Raw genomic sequence first — 16,487 nt, forward strand, 5'->3', positions numbered from 1 at the left:
GGCACAGACTACCGCTGTCGCGCGGGTCCGCCGCGCGTTTCCGAGTCGGGATTTGATCGATATCGGTACCGCGATTCATGAGCGATACGGGGGTAATCCGCCGCGAGCATGCCGACAGCAACCCCTGGTGTCACCAGTGGTGATCGGGCGTGCGGCAGCGACGCGGACTATCCGCGGGTTCGGGACGATACCCGGATGCCGATGATCAGCGGGCGAGCAGGACGCCGGCGACGGCGTTGGTCAGCTGCATGGGGTCGATCGGGTGCGAGACGGCGGCTTCGGCGCGCGACCAGTTGGCCAGCCAGGCGTCGTCGGGGCGGCCGGTGAGCACGACCACCGGCGGACATTGCTCGATCTCGTCCTTGAGTTGCTTGGCGATGCCGAGGCCGCCTGTCGGCGCGGATTCGCCGTCGAGGATCGCCAGATCGATCCCCCCGGCGTCCATCTGCTCGATGACCACCGGCGCGGTGGCCACTTCGAAGAAGTCGAGTTCGGGGAGATCGGCGCGCGGCCTACGGCCCAGCGCGAGGATCACCTGTTGCCTGGTGTCGGCATCGTTGCTGTAGACCAGTACACGCAGCGGGGTGGAACCAGTCGATTCGGCCACGTTCGGATCGTACGTCCGGGTGGGTCCGCACCGTGGCAGGTTGGCGGGATCCGCCGGTTTCGCTGCGCGACAGGACGGTCCGCGACGTCGTGATGCCCAGGGCGCCGCGACGTGGCGACGGATACTGCGGTGGCGGACGGTTGGACGGCGCGATGGTGCCCGGCAGCTCGTGACGTGGTGACCTGGTGGGCGCCCGCGCCCGGTCGGCAGCGGGTGCCCGTGGCGGTGGGCTACCAGTCGCCGTCCTTGATTGTCTTGTGGCCCAGGGGGATCACCGGGAGCGAGTCCTCGATGGGCGGGTTCGGTTGTTCGTCGGCGAGCCAGTCGCCGGTGGGTCTGACAGCGGCGAGCTCGTCCGCGGGCGGCAAATCCTCGGCGTCGGCGGCGTAGTAGTCGAACCAGGGCAGGCCGTGCTGGGTGTAGGCCTGCGCGGTGATCGGGGTGGGCGGTGCGGGTTCACCGGTGATCTGCTGCCATTCGGCGGCCGAGGCGAGGTGGACGAAGACACGGCCGTCGGCTTCGCGGCCATAGTCCGCGATCGGGCGATGGTCGGCGTAGATCTCCTGGCGCATGGTGCCGCCCGCGCCCATGCCCATCGATCGGGCGGTCGAACGCCCTCGGCTCTTGCGCGGCGCGCCGGTGGGCGCGGGGCTGCCCGGGGCGGCGGGAGCACCCGCGGGCGCACCGGACCACGGTGCGCTGACCGCCATCGGCGCACCGGCGACCATGCCCTCCGGGACCGCGTAGCCGACCGGGTTGGCGGCGGGACGCAGACTGCGCCGCAGCGCCTCCTGTTCGGTATCCCACACCGCGCGGGCGTCTTCGGTGAGTCCGTGCGCGGCCAGTTGCACCCCACCCCACTGCTCGGAACCGGTCACCTGACCTTCGACCGTCGCGCCCAATCCGAGTGGTACCGCGACGAACTGACGCACCGTCCCGTCACCGGAGTTGATGCCGTCCAGCCACGGCTGATCCGGCAGCGCGAGATAGTTCTGCGGCTCTTTGCCGAGCGAGTCGCTCCATGGTTTTCCCGACACCGCGCACACCTTGCCCACGGCAACCTTCAGTGCGGTCGGCGTGGTCGCCGAGAATCGCAACCACATCGCCTCGCGCTGATAGACGGGCAGCATCACGCCCCCACGCTTGCGCCATTCCCCGGGCACGGTGTCGGGGTGATCGGCAACCCGCCGCAACGGAAACGTCCCCAGCCCGGGCGGCAGCGGATAGGTCCCGCTCTCGGGCAGTCGCAAGGTCCGCACGAACGTCACCCGCACCCCACCCGGCAAGACGAGCGCATCCCCCGACAGCGTCACTTCGGTTGCCATACCCCACCCCTAGGTTTCGATTTCCCATGCCGACGACGGTCCCGCCCCCACCGACGACCGTACCCATGGTCTCCGGCAGCGTCCACCGAGCCGCTGCGGCAGCAGGACACCCCGCGCACGCCGACAGCGATCTCGACCCGACCGGGTCGGCGCCGAGCCGCTCGGGCGCGCGGTGGTGAAATCGTCTGTGCAGCCTCACCCAGTGGTGTCGACTGGGTCCGATCGCGATACCAGGAGCTGTTCTTGTCGAAACGACAAAAACATGTGGTGTGACGGGGACCGGTCGTTTACGGTCGGGCGGGGGCGTCGAGACGGCTGCATGATGCCGGGAACGGTGGGCGTGTGGGGGTACTCAACTTCGCGTCGGCGCGCAGCCCCGGCGGCGGGTATCTGCGGGGCGCCCGGGCGCAGGAAGAGGATCTGTGCCGCAACGCGCTGCTGTACACGTGTTTGGTCGAGGCATCGGATTACTACGCCGCACACCGGAATTCACCGGATCTGCGATACAGCCACCGAGTCGTCGTGTCGCCGGACGTACCCGTGATCCGCGACGGCCGCGGGGAACTCGCCCCACCCTTTCCGGTGACGTTCCTGACCTCGCCCGCACCGAACGCGGGAGAACTGGCCCGCCGGTCGGCGACCGTGGACGTGCGCGAGGTGCTGGCACAGCGAGCGGAGCGCGTGCTGGCGGCCGCCGCGCGGCACCAGGTGCGCGACCTGGTGCTGGGCGCCTGGGGCTGTGGGGTCTTCGCGAACGACCCGGCCGAGGTCGCCGGCGCCTTCGGTGTCGCGCTGGATCGGTGGGGAGCGGCGTTCGAGCGGGTGGTGTTCGCGGTGTGGGATCGCAATCCGGTCTCGGTCAACCGAACCGCCTTCCGGGCCCGCTTCGGACCGACCGGGTAGGCGGGGGTCGAAGTCGATGGCCGGTCACGGACCGATGGCGGCGTGGAAAGCGTCGGGGCCGGTTTCGGCGGGGTCGATGAGGTGGGCCAGGAACAGCCGGGTGGCAGGGGTCGGGGTGGAGGTGGTGACGGCGTGCCAGGCGCGGTCGAGGGGGGTGCCGGGGACGTCGATGGTGTGCAGGGCGCCGGATTCGAGGTGTTCGCCGACGGCATCGGAGTGGATGAGGGTGACGCCGAGGCCCTCGCGGGCCGCGGCGATGACGGCGCCGTGCGAGCCCAACGTGAGGGTGGGCGGGTCGATCTGGAGACGGTCGAGCAGGGCGAAGGTGGCTTCGCGGGTGCCCGAGCCCGCGCCGCGCAGCAGCCAGGTGGCGTGACGCGGGTCGGGGGAGCCGGTGCCGACGACGACCAGGGTGCTCGGGCGGCGGGCCTGGATGACGAGTTTCGCGTCGTGGGGTGGCCGGCCCGCGATGACGAGATCGGTTTCATGGTGCTGCAATTCGGCGAACAGCACGTCGCGGGGCTGGATCGACAGGCTCAACTCCACTGCGGGATAGCGGCGGCGGAACGAGGCCAGCGGCCGCAGCACCACCGATTCGCCCGCCGTCGCGACGACCCCGATGCGTAGTCGGCCCGCGTCGGCCTGGCGCACCGCGGCGTGCGCCTCTTTCATCAGTCCGAGGATCCCGCGACAGTATTCGGCGTAGACCCGGCCGGCCTCGGTGAGCGCGATCCCGCGCCCGGACCGCGCGATCAGCTTGGCGCCCAACTGCTTCTCGACATGGCCGACCGCCGCGGACACCGCCGCCTCGGTGACGTGCAACCGTGCCGCCGCACCCCGAATACTGCCCAGCCGGGCCACGGCGAGGAACGTTTCCATCCGCCCCGCACTCACCCTGCCCACTACCAGACGGTAGCAAACTCAACGTTTCGGTTGAGCGTTCCCAGAAACATTCACATTGTTTGTGGACTCGACGCCCCTCATCCTGGAATTCGCAACGGGTACACCGGATTCCACAGGAGGAACCATGACGGAAGAAACCGAACGGGATCGTTGGGATCCGGGTGTTCAGTCGTATGCGTCGATGGGATATTACGCACCCGACTACACCCCGTCGGATACCGATGTGCTCGCGGTGTTCCGGGTGACTCCGCAGAAGGGCGTCGACCCGATCGAGGCCGCCGCGGCCGTAGCGGGCGAATCCTCTACGGCGACATGGACTGTCGTGTGGACCGACCGGCTCACCGCACACTCGAAGTACCAGGCCAAGTGTTACCGGGTCGACGAGGTGCCGGGCAGGCCGGGGGAGTACTTCGCCTACATCGCCTACGATCTCGATCTCTTCGAAGAGGGGTCGATCACCAACCTCACCTCCTCGATCATCGGTAATGTCTTCGGCTTCAAACCGCTGCTCGCGTTGCGGCTCGAGGACATGCGTATTCCGGTGGCCTATGTCAAGACCTTCCAGGGCCCACCGCACGGCACGGTGATGGAACGCGAATATCTCAACAAATACGGTCGCCCGCTGCTCGGCGCGACGGTGAAACCGAAACTCGGTTTGTCCGCCCGCAATTACGGCCGGGTGATCTACGAGGCGTGCAAGGGCGGTCTCGACTTCACCAAGGACGACGAGAACATCAACTCCCAGCCGTTCATGCGCTGGCGCGACCGGTACCTGTTCGCGATGGAGGGCGTGAACAGGGCGATGGCCGAGACCGGCGAGATCAAGGGTCACTACCTCAACGTGACCGCCGCGTCCATGGAGGACATGTACGAGCGGGCCGAGTTCGCCAAGGAAATCGGCTCCGTGGTGATCATGATGGACCTCACCGTCGGCTACACCGCGATGCAGTCGATGTCGAAGTGGGCGCGGCGTAACGGCGTGCTGCTGCACCTGCACCGGGCCGGCCACTCGACCTTCACCCGGCAGAAGACGCACGGCGTGAGTTTCCGGGTGCTGGCCAAGTGGTGCAGGCTGATCGGGGTCGATCATCTGCACGCGGGCACCGTGGTGGGCAAATTGGAAGGCGATCCAGCGACCACCCGCGGCTTCTACGACACCCTGCGCGAGAATTCGATTCCGGCCGATCTCGGCAACGGCATCTTCTTCGATCAGGAATGGGCCAGCCTGCCCGGCGTGATGCCGGTGGCCTCCGGCGGCATCCACGCGGGCCAGATGCATCAGCTGCTCGACCTTTTCGGCGACGACGTGATCCTGCAGTTCGGCGGCGGCACGATCGGTCACCCGCTCGGCATCGCGGCAGGCGCCGAAGCCAACCGGGTGGCGCTCGAAGCGGTGGTCAAGGCCCGCAACGAGGGTCGCGACCTGCTCAAAGAGGGGCCCGAGGTGCTGCGCACGGCGGCCTCGGCCTGCCGCTCGCTCGAGGTCGCGCTGTCGACCTGGGGCGATGTCACCTTCGATTACACGTCCACCGACGCACCCGACGCGGTGCCGACGCCGAGCCTGTAGGGGACCAGTCATGTATCTGCGACACGGGACGTTCTCGTACCTGGCCGAACTCACCGACGACGAGATCGCCGCCCAGGTGCGCTATGCCCTGCTCAACAACTGGCCGGTGTCGATCGAGTACACCGACGATCCGCATCCGCGCAACACCTATTGGGAGATGTGGGGCTTGCCGCTGTTCGATCTCGACGAACCCGACGGGGTGCTGGCCGAGATCAACGCCTGCCGGGCGACTTTCCCCCGGCACTACGTGCGGGTCACCGCCTACGACGCGACCTACACCAAACAGACCACGGCACTGAGCTTCCTGGTCCAGCGTCCCGTTGAGGAACCCGGGTTCGAACTGGCCAGGGCCGAGGGCCCGGATCGTCGCCAGATCTACAGTGTCCGGTCCTACGCCACCGAACGTCCGCAGGGACAGCGGTATGGCGGCTGAGGGATCCGCCAACGGATTCCGGTTGGCACGGCCGGGCGTCACCGATACCCGGCCGTCGCCGCCATCGGGTGATCCGGCGCCCGAGGAACTGTTGAGCGAGGACGCGCTGCTGGATCTGTCCCTCGATCTGGCCGGACACGACGTGGCCGAGACCCTGACCGCGCTCGACGCCGAGCTGATCGGCCTGGCGAATGTGAAGGTCCGGGTCCGCGAGATCGCCGCACTGCTGATGATCGATCGGGCCCGGCGCCGGTTCGGGCTGACCTCGTCCCGGCCGACCATGCACATGAGCTTCACCGGTGGACCCGGCACCGGAAAGACCACGGTGGCACTGCGGATGGCGCAGATGCTGCACGCGCTGGGCTACATCCGTAAACCCAAGGTGCACACCGTGACCCGCGACGATCTGGTCGGCCAGTTCATCGGCCACACCGCGCCCAAGACCAAGGAGGCCATCGCCAAGGCGGCGGGCGGGGTGCTGTTCATCGACGAGGCCTACTACCTGTTCCGGCCCGAGAACGAACGCGACTACGGGCAGGAGGTGATCGAGATCCTGCTGCAGGAGATGGAGAACGAGCGCGCGAACCTGGTCGTGATCTTCGCCGGCTATCCCGACCGGATGGACCGGTTCTTCTCCGCCAATCCCGGACTGTCCTCCCGGGTCGCCCACCACCTCGAGTTCGCCGACTACACCTGCGACGAACTGATGGGCATCGCCGAATTGATGGTGGCGGGGGAGAACTTCCGCTTCGACGAGGGCGCGCACGCCGCGTTCGAGGAGTACCTGACGGTGCGGATGACCCGCCCGCGCTTCTCCAACGCGCGCAGCGTGCGCAATGCGATCGATCGCTGCCGCCTGCGCCAGGCCAAACGGCTCGTCGAGGCTCGCCGACCGCTCTCGCGCAGTGACCTGATCACGCTGAGCGAACGAGATGTCTACGGCAGCAGCGTGTTCGACGGACCGGGCCAGGAGGTGGGCGCGACGCCATGCCGGACGGATTGAAGACCCTCACCCGCTACACGATCGAGGAGGAACACCGCCATCCCGGCTCCTCGGGCGAGTTCTCCGCGTTGGTCAACGTGGTCGCCACGGCCACGAAGATCATCGCCAACCAGGTGACGCGCGGGGCGATCATCGGCTCGCGCGGTGTGGTCGAGAACGAGCAGGTCTCGGTGAGCCGACGGCTCGACGTCCTGACCGACGAGATCATGGTCGGCCAGACACAGTGGACCGGGCACCTGTCGGGTCTGCTGTCCGAACAGCGCCTGACCCCCGTGCCCGCCACCCAGCGGCGCGGAAAGTACCTGCTGGCCTACGACGCGCTGGACGGGTCGAGCAATATCGACGTGAACCTGCCCGTCGGTTCGATCTTCAGCATCCTGCGCGCGCCGCCGGAGGTCCTCGACGGCACCGCCGAGCCCGCCGACACCGACTTCCTGCAACCTGGCGTGCGACAGGTGTGCGCCGGATTCACCCTCTACGGTCCGGCCACGATGCTGGTGCTCACCACCGGCAGCGGCGTCGACGGCTTCACTCTCGATCGCGAGATCGGCGCGTTCGTGCTGACCCATCCGGGGATGCGGATTCCCGACGACACCGCCGGTTTCGCGATCAACGCCGCCAACGAACGGTTCTGGGAGCGGCCGGTGCGCCGTTATGTGCACGAGTGTCTGGAAGGCGTCGACGGTCCGCGCGGGCGGGATTTCAACATGCGCTGGGTGGCCTCGCTGGTGGCCGACACCTTCCACATTCTGACCAGGGGCGGGATGTACCTGTATCCGCGCGACACCCGCAATCCGGCTCGTCCGGGGCGGGTTTCGCTGCTCTACGGCGCGAATCCGATCGCGTTCATCGTCGAGCAGGCCGGTGGCGCGGCGACCACCGGGCACGACCGGGTGATGCTCGTGCCGCCGGCCGAGGTGCATCAGCGGGTGCCGTTCATCTTCGGTTCCCGCAACGAGGTGCTGCGCGTCGAGCGCTATCACCGTGAGCCGGACGCGGGCCCCAGCTTCGACAGTTCGCTGTTCGGCACCCGATCGCTGCTGCGGCCCGCCAAGCACGACCAGCGCAAGTAGGAGGCGAAATGTCGGTCAAGCATCCCGTGGTCGCGATCACCGGGTCCTCCGGTGCCGGCACGACCAGCGTCACCCGGACCTTCGAGGAGATCTTCCGGCGCGAGGGGATCACCGCGGTGGTGGTGGAGGGCGATTCGTTCCACCGCTACGACCGCGCGGAGATGAAGCTCGCGATGGCCGAGGCCGAACAGCAGCGCGATACGACGTTCTCGCACTTCGGCGAGGACGCGAATCTGCTGCCCGAACTCGAGTCGCTGTTCCGTGAGTACGGCGAGTCGGGGGTGGGGCAGGTGCGCAGGTATCTGCACGACGACGAGGAGGCCAAACCCTACGGCCAGCCCGCCGGAACCTTCACCGCGTGGCAGGATCTCGCGCCCGGCAGCGATCTGCTGTTCTACGAGGGGCTGCACGGCGCCGCGGTGACCGACGCGGTGAATGTCGCCCGGTACACCGATCTGCTGGTGGGGGTGGTGCCCATCATCAACCTGGAGTGGATCCAGAAGGTGTACCGGGACAAGACCCATCGCGGGTATTCCAGTGAGGCGGTGATCGATACGATCCTGCGCCGCATGCCCGACTACGTGAAGTACATCTGTCCGCAGTTCTCGCGGACCTACGTCAACTTCCAGCGGGTGCCGACGGTGGACACCTCCAACCCGTTCACCGCGCGCAGCGTGCCGACCGCCGACGAGAGTTTCGTGGTGATCCGCTTCGCCGACCCGAAGGTGATCGACTTCCCGTACCTGCTGTCGATGCTGCACGACTCGTTCATGTCGCGACCCAACTGCATCGTGGTGCCCGGCGGGAAGATGGAGCTGGCGATGCAGCTGATCTTCACCCCGCTGATCCTGCGCCTGATGGACAAGCGGCCCAAGCGATTCGTGTGATCAGGCGTCGTCCTGCTCGTGCTGTTGCTGTTGCCTGCGGGCTTCGCGTCGCTGCTGTTCGGCGCGTTCGCGCAGGCCGCGCAGGAATGCCTCGTCGTCGTCGGGATTGGTCGCCATCCGACGGCGCGGCCGGTCGTATTCGCCGAACCGGGTGGTCGAGGCGGGACGCCGGTCCTCGACCGGTCTGCCCGCGAACAACCACAGCAGCGCGCCGATGGTCGGCACCAACACCACGACGAACAGCCACCCCATCTTGGGCAGGTGCCGGATCCCCTCCTCGGGGCTGGTGACGATGTCGACCAGGCAGTACGCCCACAGGGCCAGGGTCAGAAAGCCGATGACGGCGTAGGGCATCCGGGTGCTCCTCCTCGGTGATCGCGGGCAAACTATCCCATGCGTTGGGTCCTTTCACGTAGCCGGTGGTGGTCGGTGACGGCGGCGAACGCCGCTGGTGCGGCCCACGCGGCACGGTCAATCCGGGAGCAGCGGGACCGAAAGACCTTCGCCGCTGTTCAGGAGTGCCGCACGGGTGACGGCCGCGGAGCCGAAGCGGCGGCGCAGGTCGTCGAGGGTGGCGTCGAGCGTGTTCTCGGCGCGTGGTTCCAGGGGCAGGGTGAGCTGCATGGTGTCGGCGTCGTCGAGGTTGGTCAGTGACAGCCCGATGAGGGTGATGCCGCGTTCGGTGATCAGCGGTTGTGCGGTGTCGAGCAGCAGGCGGGCGGCGTGGCGGATCGCGGTGGAGGCATCGGTGGCTTCGACCAGGGTGTGCGAGCGGGTGGCACGGGTGAAATCGTCGAAGCGCAGGCGCAGGATCACCGTGCGGCACACGCGGTTCGCCGCACGCAGGCGGCGACCGAGCCGATCGGTCAGGCCGTCGAGACAGGCGGCGATCTCCTCGGGTTCGCGAGGACGGCGGCCGAGGGCGCGCTGGGCGCCGATCGAGCGCCGACGTTTGCCCGTCTCCACTCGGCGCGGATCGCGCGCCCATGACAATGCGAAAAGATGCCGGGCCGCGGCCGGACCGAGAATCGCGCGCAGTCGCGCCTCGCCGAGTTCGGCCAGCTGCCCGACCCGGGTGATGCCGTTGGCATGCAGGGTGGCAGCGGTGACCGCGCCGACTCCCCACAGCCGCTCCACCGGCAGCGGATGCAGGAATTCGAGTTCCCGGCCCGGCTCCACCACCCGCAACCCGTCGGGCTTGGCGACGGCTGAGGCGACCTTGGCCAGGAACTTGTTGCGCGCCACCCCGACCGAGATCGGCAGACCGACGCGACTGCGCACCGCTGTGCGCAGCGCGCGGGCGATCTCGACCGGCTCGCCACTGATCCGGCGCAACCCGCCGACATCGAGGAACGCCTCGTCGATCGAGATCCCCTCCACCACCGGCGTGGTGTCGTGGAAGACCGCGAACACCGCCTTGCTGGCCTCGGTATAGGCCGCCATGCGCGGTGGCACGACCACCGCGTGCGGACACAACCGCAGGGCCTGGCCCGCGTTCATCGGTGTCCGGATGCCGAACGCCTTGGCCTCGTAGCTGGCCGCCAGCACGACCCCGCCGCCGACGATCACCGGCTTGCCGCGCAACCAGGGCTGATCCCGCTGCTCGACCGAGGCGTAGAACGAATCGAGGTCGGCGTGCAGGATCGAGGCCCCGGCGCGGGTCTGGATGCGCGGGCGACGAGGAACGGCGGAATCGGACACGAACATATGTTCGCATCGGGGTCCGACGAGAACGCGAGACTGTGCCCGAACACCTCCGACAGCCAGGTGCCCCCGTAGTCCGCGCGCCGCAACCGCCCCTGTCGGAGATTGCCGCGCAGTAGCCTCTCGCCGGGGTCGGAGCGGTACTGTGAAGCCGGTTTGTCGGGTATGCGGTGATGAGGAGTCGGTCGGCGGTGCGTGGTTTCGGGGATCTCGAGGCAGTGCTGATGGATCGGATCTGGGATCGAGACGTCGACACGACCACGGTCCGCGAACTGTTCGACGAGCTCGCCGCCGAACGCGAGATCGCCTACACGACGGTCATGTCGACCATGGACAACCTGCACCGCAAGGGCTGGCTGGCCAGGGAACGCGAAGGGCGCGCCTACCGCTACTGGCCGACTGTCACCCGCGAGGAGCACAGCGCCCGGCTCATGCACGAGGCGCTCGGCGTGGGTGGCCGCTCCGACCTGGTGCTGAGTCACTTCGTCGACCGGATCAGCGCCGACGAGTTCGCGGGCCTGCGCGCGGCGCTGCGCCGGGTCGCCACGCGGCGCAGCGAGGAGAACTAGGGGAGTGCGGTGCTGAATGTCGGCTGGGACCAGGTCTTCGCCTGGCGGTTGCACAGGCAACTCGTCTCGGCACCGAGCACGGCCGGGGTCGTGGCGATCTCGGAGCGGCTGGCGGGAGTCCAGGCGCAGGTGACCTCGGCCGCGGAAACGGCTGTCGCCGTGCGCGGTCGGGAGACGACCGCCGATGGTGTCGCCCAGGCGCTGGCAGCGGGCTCGCTGGTGAAGACCTGGGCGATGCGCGGGACCTTGCACGCGATGGTGCCCGAGCAGGCCGCGGCGGCGCTGTCGCTGATCGGTTCTGCCCGGACCTGGGAGAAGCCGTCCTGGCAGAAAAGCTTCGGCGCGACCCCGGACCAGGTGGCCGCGCTGGTGGAGGTGGTGTCGACGGTTCTCGCCGATCAGGTGCTGACCCGGGACGAACTGGTCGAGGCGGTACTCGCCGAACCCGGCTTCGGCCACCTGGCCGAGCAGTTGCGCTCGGGCTGGGGTGCCGTGCTCAAGCCGCTGGCCTGGCAGGGCGCGCTGTGTCACGGCCCGGCCCGCGGCGCCAAGGTCACCTTCGCCGGCCCCGCGCAGGTGGTGCCCGGCTGGACCGGCATTCCCGAACCGGCCGCGGCGGCGCCGACGCTGCTCCGCGCCTACCTCGGCGCCTATGGCCCGGCCTCGCCCGAAGTCTTCGACGCCTGGCTCAGCCGCAACAGTCTGCGCAAGACCGTTGTGCGCGGCTGGTTCGCGGCGCTGGGTGACGAGCTGACCGAGGTCTCCGTCGACGGCAGGCCGGGCTGGATGCCCGCCGAATTCACCGACGACCTCGCCGCGGCGACCCTCGACCCCGCGATCCACCTGCTCGGCCCGTTCGACCAGTATGTCCTCGGTCCCGGCACCGCCGACACCGCCCTGCTGCCCGCCGAACACCGCGCGAAGGTGAGCCGCGCGGCGGGGTGGATCTCCCCGCTCGTCCTCGTCGACGGCCGGATCGCGGGCACCTGGGAACGCGTCGAGGACGAGGTCGTCGTGTCGATGTTCGCGGCCGGACGATTTCCGAAACGCGACCTGACAGCGGCGGTGAATCGGCTGGCCGAAGCCCTCGGCGCGAGCGGTCTCACCGTGCGCGCGGGCTGATCCGCCATGGGATCTCGGATATTTCCGGACACCTGACCAAGCACTTGTTAGGCTCGGTCGATGATCCCCACGATCGTCTGGGGCACCGGCAATGTAGGCCGCGCGGCCATCCGTGCCGTGGCTGCCCATCCGGCGCTGGAACTCACGGGTGTGCTGGTTCACAATCCCGACAAGGTCGGCCGGGACGCGGGAGCGCTCGCCGGACTCGATGTCGACCTGGGAGTGGCGGCCATCGCCGACATCGACGCGCTGCTGGCCACCCGGCCGGGCGCGGTCGTCTACGCCGCCTCCGGTGAGATCCGGCCCGAGGAGGCCCTCGCCGACATCGTGCGCGCGATCGCCGTCGGCGCTGTCGTCGTCACCCCGGCCCTCTACGCGCTCTACGACTCGACCAACGCCCCCGCCGAGATGCGTGATCCGGTGCTGGCCGCCATCGCCGAGGGTGGTGGGTCGCTGTTCGTCTCCGGCGTCGATCCCGGCTGGGGCAACGATGTGCTGCCGCTGTTGATCAGCGGACTCGGCAGCACCATCGATGTGGTGCGCTGCCAGGAGATCTTCGACTACTCCACCTACGACCAGCCCGACTCGGTACGGTACCTGGTCGGCATGGGGCAGCCGATGGACTATCAGCCGCCGATGCTGCTGCCCTCGGTGCCGACCATGGTGTGGGGCGGGCAGATTCGCCTGATCGCCAAGGGGCTGGGCGTCGAACTCGACGAGATCCGCGAGACCGTGGACCGGCGAGCACTCGATGCGACCGTGCAGACGGTGCAGATGGGCGAGTTCGAGGCAGGCACGCAGGGTGCGGTGCGGTTCGAGGTGCAGGGCATCGTCGACGGCGAACCCCGCATCGTGATCGAGCACGTCACCCGAATCCACCCCGGGTGCGCGCCGGACTGGCCGACACCGCCCGACGGTGTGGGCGCGCATCGCGTGATCATCGAGGGCACACCGCGTATCGAGGTGAGCGTCGAGTCCACCGACGAGGGCGGCAACCGCTCCGCGGGCGGAAACGCCACGGCCGTGGGTCGATTGGTGAACGCCATCGACTGGCTGGTCGAGGCCGAGCCCGGACTCTACGACGCACTCGATGTCCCGCTGCGTGCCGCGGTCGGCAAATTCGGAAGGAAGCAACCATGATCATCGACATTCCCGAGGGCAAGGACCCGATCGGCTATGTGTGGGGCGAGATGGTCCCCGGCATCGGCGTGGCCGCCGCGGCATTCTCGCTGTCGGTCTACGAGCACTCCACCCTCGGCCTGCGCGAGTTCGAGGCCGCGCGGCTGCGGATCGCCCAGATCAACGGGTGCCTGTTCTGTCAGGACTGGCGTACCGAGCGCGACGGGCAGAAGGTCGAGGCGGAATTCGCCGACGCCGTGACGAACTGGCGCACCACCGATCTGTTCGACGAACGCGCACGCCTCGCCGCCGAGTACGCCGAACGCTACGCGACCGATCACCACGGACTGGACGACGAGTTCTGGAGCCGGATGTTCGAGCACTACTCCCAGGCCGAGGTGGTCGAGTTGAGCATGAGCATCGGGTCCTGGCTGGCGTTCGGGCGGCTCAACCGGGTGCTCGGCCTCGATACCGTCTGCGTGCTGCCGGGCCACTGACCGCGCTAGGCTGCGGGCCGTGGGTGACTCTTCGGTGCGACAGCTGATCGACACGGTGGCCTGGGTGCTGATCGAGAACGGGCGCATCCTGTGCGCGCGGCCCCGGGGCAAGGACGCCTTCTTCATCCCGGGTGGCAAGCGTGAGGGAACCGAGACCGATGTGCAAACGCTGGTGCGTGAGATCGCCGAGGAGTTGACCGTGGAACTCGCACCCGACAGCGCCGTGCACGTGGGCACCTATGAGGCCCCGGTCGCCGACGGGCACGACACCGTCGTCCGGATGGCCTGTTACACCGCCGAGTACCGCGGTGTGCTCACCGCCAGCAGTGAAATCGAGGCCCTGGCCTGGTTCGGACTCGGCGAGCGCGACCTGGTACCGCCGGTGGACCGACTGCTCTTCGACGATCTCGCCGCGGCCGGGTCACTCCGGTGAGCGGCACGCGCGGCGGGATCAGGCGCTCGGTCGCCTTCGCCCTGCTCGCGCTGCCGCTGGCCTTCGCCCGTGTCCGCACCCGGTTGCGGGTGCCGCGCCGACTCCTGCGCGAACCCGTCACCGCCCACGATGTGTCGCTGCCGCGCTGCCTGATCCATTCGGTGCTCTCGGCGGGTATCGGCCTGCTCTGCTGGTTCCTTGTGCTGCTCAGCGCGCTCGTCCTGGTGCGCGGGCTGGCCTATCCACTGGTCTCCGGTGGCTACGAGAACGCCTGGGGCGGACCGACGCTGGCGGGTTCCTGGCTCGTGCACGCGGCGCTGGGCCTGCTGATCGCGCCCGCGCTACTCGGGCTGGTTGCCTGGTCAGGTCGGCTGCAGCTGCGGTTGACCAGGAAAGTCCTTGGTCACGTCGGACCGTGGTGGACGGTACCGGTCGGCGTGGTGTTCGCGGCACTGGGGACGGTGTTCTTCGTGGCATGGACCCAGCAGCTGTGACGCGAGAAATCTTCGTCGCGATCAACGCGCACTACGAATCATCCTCACCGCAGCCGAAAACCATCTTCACGGCCGTAAGAGTTCCACTACGAAGCTCCTTCGAACTCGTCTCGTCGACATCCCAATTTGCTGGATCGTATGGATCAACCGCTGGATCGAGAGGCCGCGCGATCATATGGCAGTCATCGTCGTAACGCCCACTGGCACCCCAGTTGTATGGCTCCGGGCCGCCTAACGTATAGCGTCCGCCCATGGACAGTCCAGGACCGGAGATCTTCTGCACCCAGTCATCGCCGGTCTCGACCAGGTAATAGGTCTCGTACGAGCACCCGGTATTCCCGCATACCGAGTCGAAGTGAACACGCGCGTAGCCGATCAGCGTTGTTTCCTCGGAGTGTCGAATAGCTATACGGTGAGGGGACTGTTGTAGATAGGTGTACAGCGCGCCGCCGATAATCGCCAAAATAAGACCAGTGAAAACTATCCAGAGGGCGGTCTTGTGTGTATTTCTCATTTGCATGTGTACGCGCCATCGATCATATCCGAAGCGATCTTCAATGAGACGTCAAATCGATCGATGTAATCAATGGCTGAATTGCCGAAATATCCTTGTTTGAGGTACGTCTTATTGAAGTGTCCCTCCGCGTTATACCCCGCAGCTATGAATTCGTCCCGCGAATGTTGCTCCCGGAATGAATCCACTGCGCGCCCAGTGTAGAGATCCTGTACGCGCTTGAGATTGAATGCGGCGGCCTTGATGGCTAGCGAATCATCGTCCGCTATGAGTGCCCATTGCTTGCCCTCGAACTCCTCGGGGTATTTCTCCCTGACCTGATTGTAGGTTTCTTCTTTCATATTCGTGATCCCGAGAGAATTTCCATAGCCATCCTTTAGCTCACGGGGTTTCGTTGTGATATAGCGAAAAGCATCGTAACCCCAGCTCGCACTCTCCTGGAGGGCGCTCTCGGCCCGATTTCCTCCCTCTTGATACACGATCGCCAGCACTACTCGAGGGTCCACGCCCGCCTCGTTTCCGTATCGCACCGCGTCGTCGATCCATTCTCTCATGTTGGCGTTCGCCTTGCCGTAATCGCGTTGCCCCTCGGGATTGAGTGTGCACTTGATTGGTCCGGACTTCCAGCTTCCGCGATTCGCTATTTCATCGATAGGGGAGTTCGCGATCTCCTCCAAAGTAGCCTTGATACTGGACAGCTGTTCGGTATCGGGAAATGAGGGTCGTCGACCGAGTTCGTAGAGTCGGTGTCCCGCGATCGAGTGGGAGAGCGTAGTCGCCGCGCCTTTGATCTCGGAAGCATCGAAGTCAACCGACAAGGTGATATTCACCGCCTCGGATGAAACGCTGGCCCCGGCTGGTGCAACCGCCATCCCGTCCAAGGTGTCAGGGAACGCCCCGGGCGTTGTCGATGCCAACTTTGAACGAAAATCGGTGAAGTGCTCGAAAAGTCGGTAACTCCGGAGGAAAACCCATAAGCGGCGGATCGTATGCCGACAATCCCGGCCTTGATAGTGTCCAGAATTTCTACTGCGTCCTGCGTTTTCGGCGCTTGGAGTGAGCCTATAGAGTTTGTCAATTGTTGAAGTTCTCCTGGCGCATCAACGCAAGCGGAGTGCTCGGCGAAAGCGCGCCATGCAGCCGCTGATTTTTGCAGCGCATCTGTATCGGCGTCTGTAACATCCGTACCTGCGCTGCGAAATACGGCGAGTATGTCGTCTCGGAGTTCAATTGGTGTACTGGCGAGTCCCCGATTAGGTGTTGTGAAGGGTGCTGGGAGTGAGTCGGGAATCCTGATCTTTTCTCTTGTCCATCCGGACTCGGACGGACTATGA

The 16,487-nt window shown here is 67.0% G+C and carries 19 protein-coding genes; 12 read left to right on the forward strand and 7 right to left on the reverse strand.

The features are described 5' to 3' along the window. Positions 1 to 205: 205 nt before the first annotated feature. Together BOX37_RS12310 and BOX37_RS12315 are read right to left on the reverse strand one after the other, a co-directional pair. On the reverse strand, positions 206 to 607 hold the full coding sequence (locus BOX37_RS12310; RefSeq protein ID WP_071927771.1) for an Rv3143 family two-component system response regulator: 402 nt from the start codon (positions 605 to 607) through the stop codon (positions 206 to 208). A 230-nt stretch (positions 608 to 837) separates the two neighbouring features. Further along, on the reverse strand, positions 838 to 1,932 hold the full coding sequence (locus tag BOX37_RS12315; RefSeq protein ID WP_071927772.1) for a hypothetical protein: 1,095 nt from the start codon (positions 1,930 to 1,932) through the stop codon (positions 838 to 840). A gap of 315 nt (positions 1,933 to 2,247) precedes the next feature. On the opposite strand from BOX37_RS12315, the gene BOX37_RS12320 reads away from it, so the two are divergent. Then, positions 2,248 to 2,835 carry a TIGR02452 family protein gene (locus tag BOX37_RS12320; protein WP_084759568.1) on the forward strand — a complete coding sequence of 196 codons (588 nt, stop codon included), beginning with the start codon at positions 2,248 to 2,250 and terminating at the stop codon, positions 2,833 to 2,835. A gap of 24 nt (positions 2,836 to 2,859) precedes the next feature. Here BOX37_RS12320 and BOX37_RS12325 read toward each other — a convergent pair whose 3' ends face one another. Then, positions 2,860 to 3,738: a LysR family transcriptional regulator gene (locus BOX37_RS12325; RefSeq protein WP_240505318.1), complete on the reverse strand. Its 879-nt coding sequence runs from the start codon at positions 3,736 to 3,738 to the stop codon at positions 2,860 to 2,862. Positions 3,739 to 3,862: 124 nt separating this feature from the next. Between BOX37_RS12325 and BOX37_RS12330 the strand changes: the two genes are divergently transcribed. Genes BOX37_RS12330 through BOX37_RS12350 form a run of 5 tightly spaced genes read left to right on the forward strand, consistent with a single transcriptional unit; the run spans position 3,863 to position 8,701 of the window. Further along, the gene (locus tag BOX37_RS12330) at positions 3,863 to 5,305 is read left to right on the forward strand and encodes a form I ribulose bisphosphate carboxylase large subunit (RefSeq protein ID WP_071927774.1); all 1,443 of its coding nucleotides are present in this window, start codon (positions 3,863 to 3,865) and stop codon (positions 5,303 to 5,305) included. Between the two features lie 10 nt (positions 5,306 to 5,315). Next, the gene (locus BOX37_RS12335) at positions 5,316 to 5,738 is read left to right on the forward strand and encodes a ribulose bisphosphate carboxylase small subunit (protein WP_071927775.1); all 423 of its coding nucleotides are present in this window, start codon (positions 5,316 to 5,318) and stop codon (positions 5,736 to 5,738) included. After that, positions 5,728 to 6,741 (forward strand): AAA family ATPase, encoded by a 1,014-nt coding sequence (locus tag BOX37_RS12340; protein WP_071927776.1) that lies wholly within the window; start codon positions 5,728 to 5,730, stop codon positions 6,739 to 6,741. Before BOX37_RS12335 ends, BOX37_RS12340 begins: the two co-directional genes overlap by 11 nt. Next, a complete protein-coding gene (locus BOX37_RS12345) occupies positions 6,726 to 7,814 on the forward strand; it encodes a class 1 fructose-bisphosphatase (RefSeq protein WP_071927777.1) in 1,089 nt (362 codons plus the stop codon). The genes BOX37_RS12340 and BOX37_RS12345 overlap by 16 nt, the downstream gene beginning before the upstream one ends. 8 nt (positions 7,815 to 7,822) lie before the next feature. After that, positions 7,823 to 8,701 (forward strand): phosphoribulokinase, encoded by an 879-nt coding sequence (locus BOX37_RS12350; RefSeq protein WP_071927778.1) that lies wholly within the window; start codon positions 7,823 to 7,825, stop codon positions 8,699 to 8,701. Here BOX37_RS12350 and BOX37_RS12355 read toward each other — a convergent pair whose 3' ends face one another. Both BOX37_RS12355 and dinB read right to left on the reverse strand, forming a co-directional pair. After that, the gene (locus BOX37_RS12355) at positions 8,702 to 9,055 is read right to left on the reverse strand and encodes a PLD nuclease N-terminal domain-containing protein (protein ID WP_071927779.1); all 354 of its coding nucleotides are present in this window, start codon (positions 9,053 to 9,055) and stop codon (positions 8,702 to 8,704) included. It abuts the gene before it with no gap. A 117-nt stretch (positions 9,056 to 9,172) separates the two neighbouring features. Beyond that, on the reverse strand, positions 9,173 to 10,408 hold the full coding sequence (dinB, locus tag BOX37_RS12360; protein WP_071927780.1) for a DNA polymerase IV: 1,236 nt from the start codon (positions 10,406 to 10,408) through the stop codon (positions 9,173 to 9,175). Between the two features lie 170 nt (positions 10,409 to 10,578). Here dinB and BOX37_RS12365 point away from each other — a divergent pair, with 170 nt between their 5' ends. The 6 genes from BOX37_RS12365 to BOX37_RS12390 are packed head-to-tail and all read left to right on the forward strand — an operon-like array spanning position 10,579 to position 14,639. Beyond that, a complete protein-coding gene (locus BOX37_RS12365; protein WP_071931423.1) occupies positions 10,579 to 10,974 on the forward strand; it encodes a BlaI/MecI/CopY family transcriptional regulator in 396 nt (131 codons plus the stop codon). A 9-nt stretch (positions 10,975 to 10,983) separates the two neighbouring features. After that, the gene (locus tag BOX37_RS12370; protein ID WP_071927781.1) at positions 10,984 to 12,096 is read left to right on the forward strand and encodes a winged helix DNA-binding domain-containing protein; all 1,113 of its coding nucleotides are present in this window, start codon (positions 10,984 to 10,986) and stop codon (positions 12,094 to 12,096) included. Between the two features lie 60 nt (positions 12,097 to 12,156). Beyond that, a complete protein-coding gene (locus tag BOX37_RS12375; protein WP_071927782.1) occupies positions 12,157 to 13,236 on the forward strand; it encodes an NAD(P)H-dependent amine dehydrogenase family protein in 1,080 nt (359 codons plus the stop codon). Then, the gene (locus tag BOX37_RS12380) at positions 13,233 to 13,712 is read left to right on the forward strand and encodes a carboxymuconolactone decarboxylase family protein (RefSeq protein WP_071927783.1); all 480 of its coding nucleotides are present in this window, start codon (positions 13,233 to 13,235) and stop codon (positions 13,710 to 13,712) included. Before BOX37_RS12375 ends, BOX37_RS12380 begins: the two co-directional genes overlap by 4 nt. Positions 13,713 to 13,731: 19 nt before the next feature. Beyond that, positions 13,732 to 14,145 (forward strand): NUDIX hydrolase, encoded by a 414-nt coding sequence (locus BOX37_RS12385; protein ID WP_071927784.1) that lies wholly within the window; start codon positions 13,732 to 13,734, stop codon positions 14,143 to 14,145. Further along, entirely contained in the window at positions 14,142 to 14,639 is a 498-nt protein-coding gene (locus BOX37_RS12390) for a hypothetical protein (RefSeq protein WP_071927785.1), read from the forward strand. The genes BOX37_RS12385 and BOX37_RS12390 overlap by 4 nt, the downstream gene beginning before the upstream one ends. 31 nt (positions 14,640 to 14,670) lie before the next feature. Here BOX37_RS12390 and BOX37_RS12395 read toward each other — a convergent pair whose 3' ends face one another. After that, entirely contained in the window at positions 14,671 to 15,153 is a 483-nt protein-coding gene (locus tag BOX37_RS12395; RefSeq protein ID WP_071927786.1) for a hypothetical protein, read from the reverse strand. Beyond that, complete coding sequence (locus BOX37_RS12400; protein WP_071927787.1) at positions 15,150 to 16,025, reverse strand: hypothetical protein; 876 nt, start codon at positions 16,023 to 16,025, stop codon at positions 15,150 to 15,152. The genes BOX37_RS12395 and BOX37_RS12400 overlap by 4 nt, the downstream gene beginning before the upstream one ends. Between the last annotated feature and the right edge of the window lie 462 nt (positions 16,026 to 16,487).

The organism is Nocardia mangyaensis (genome assembly GCF_001886715.1).
GTDB lineage: Bacteria > Actinomycetota > Actinomycetes > Mycobacteriales > Mycobacteriaceae > Nocardia > Nocardia mangyaensis.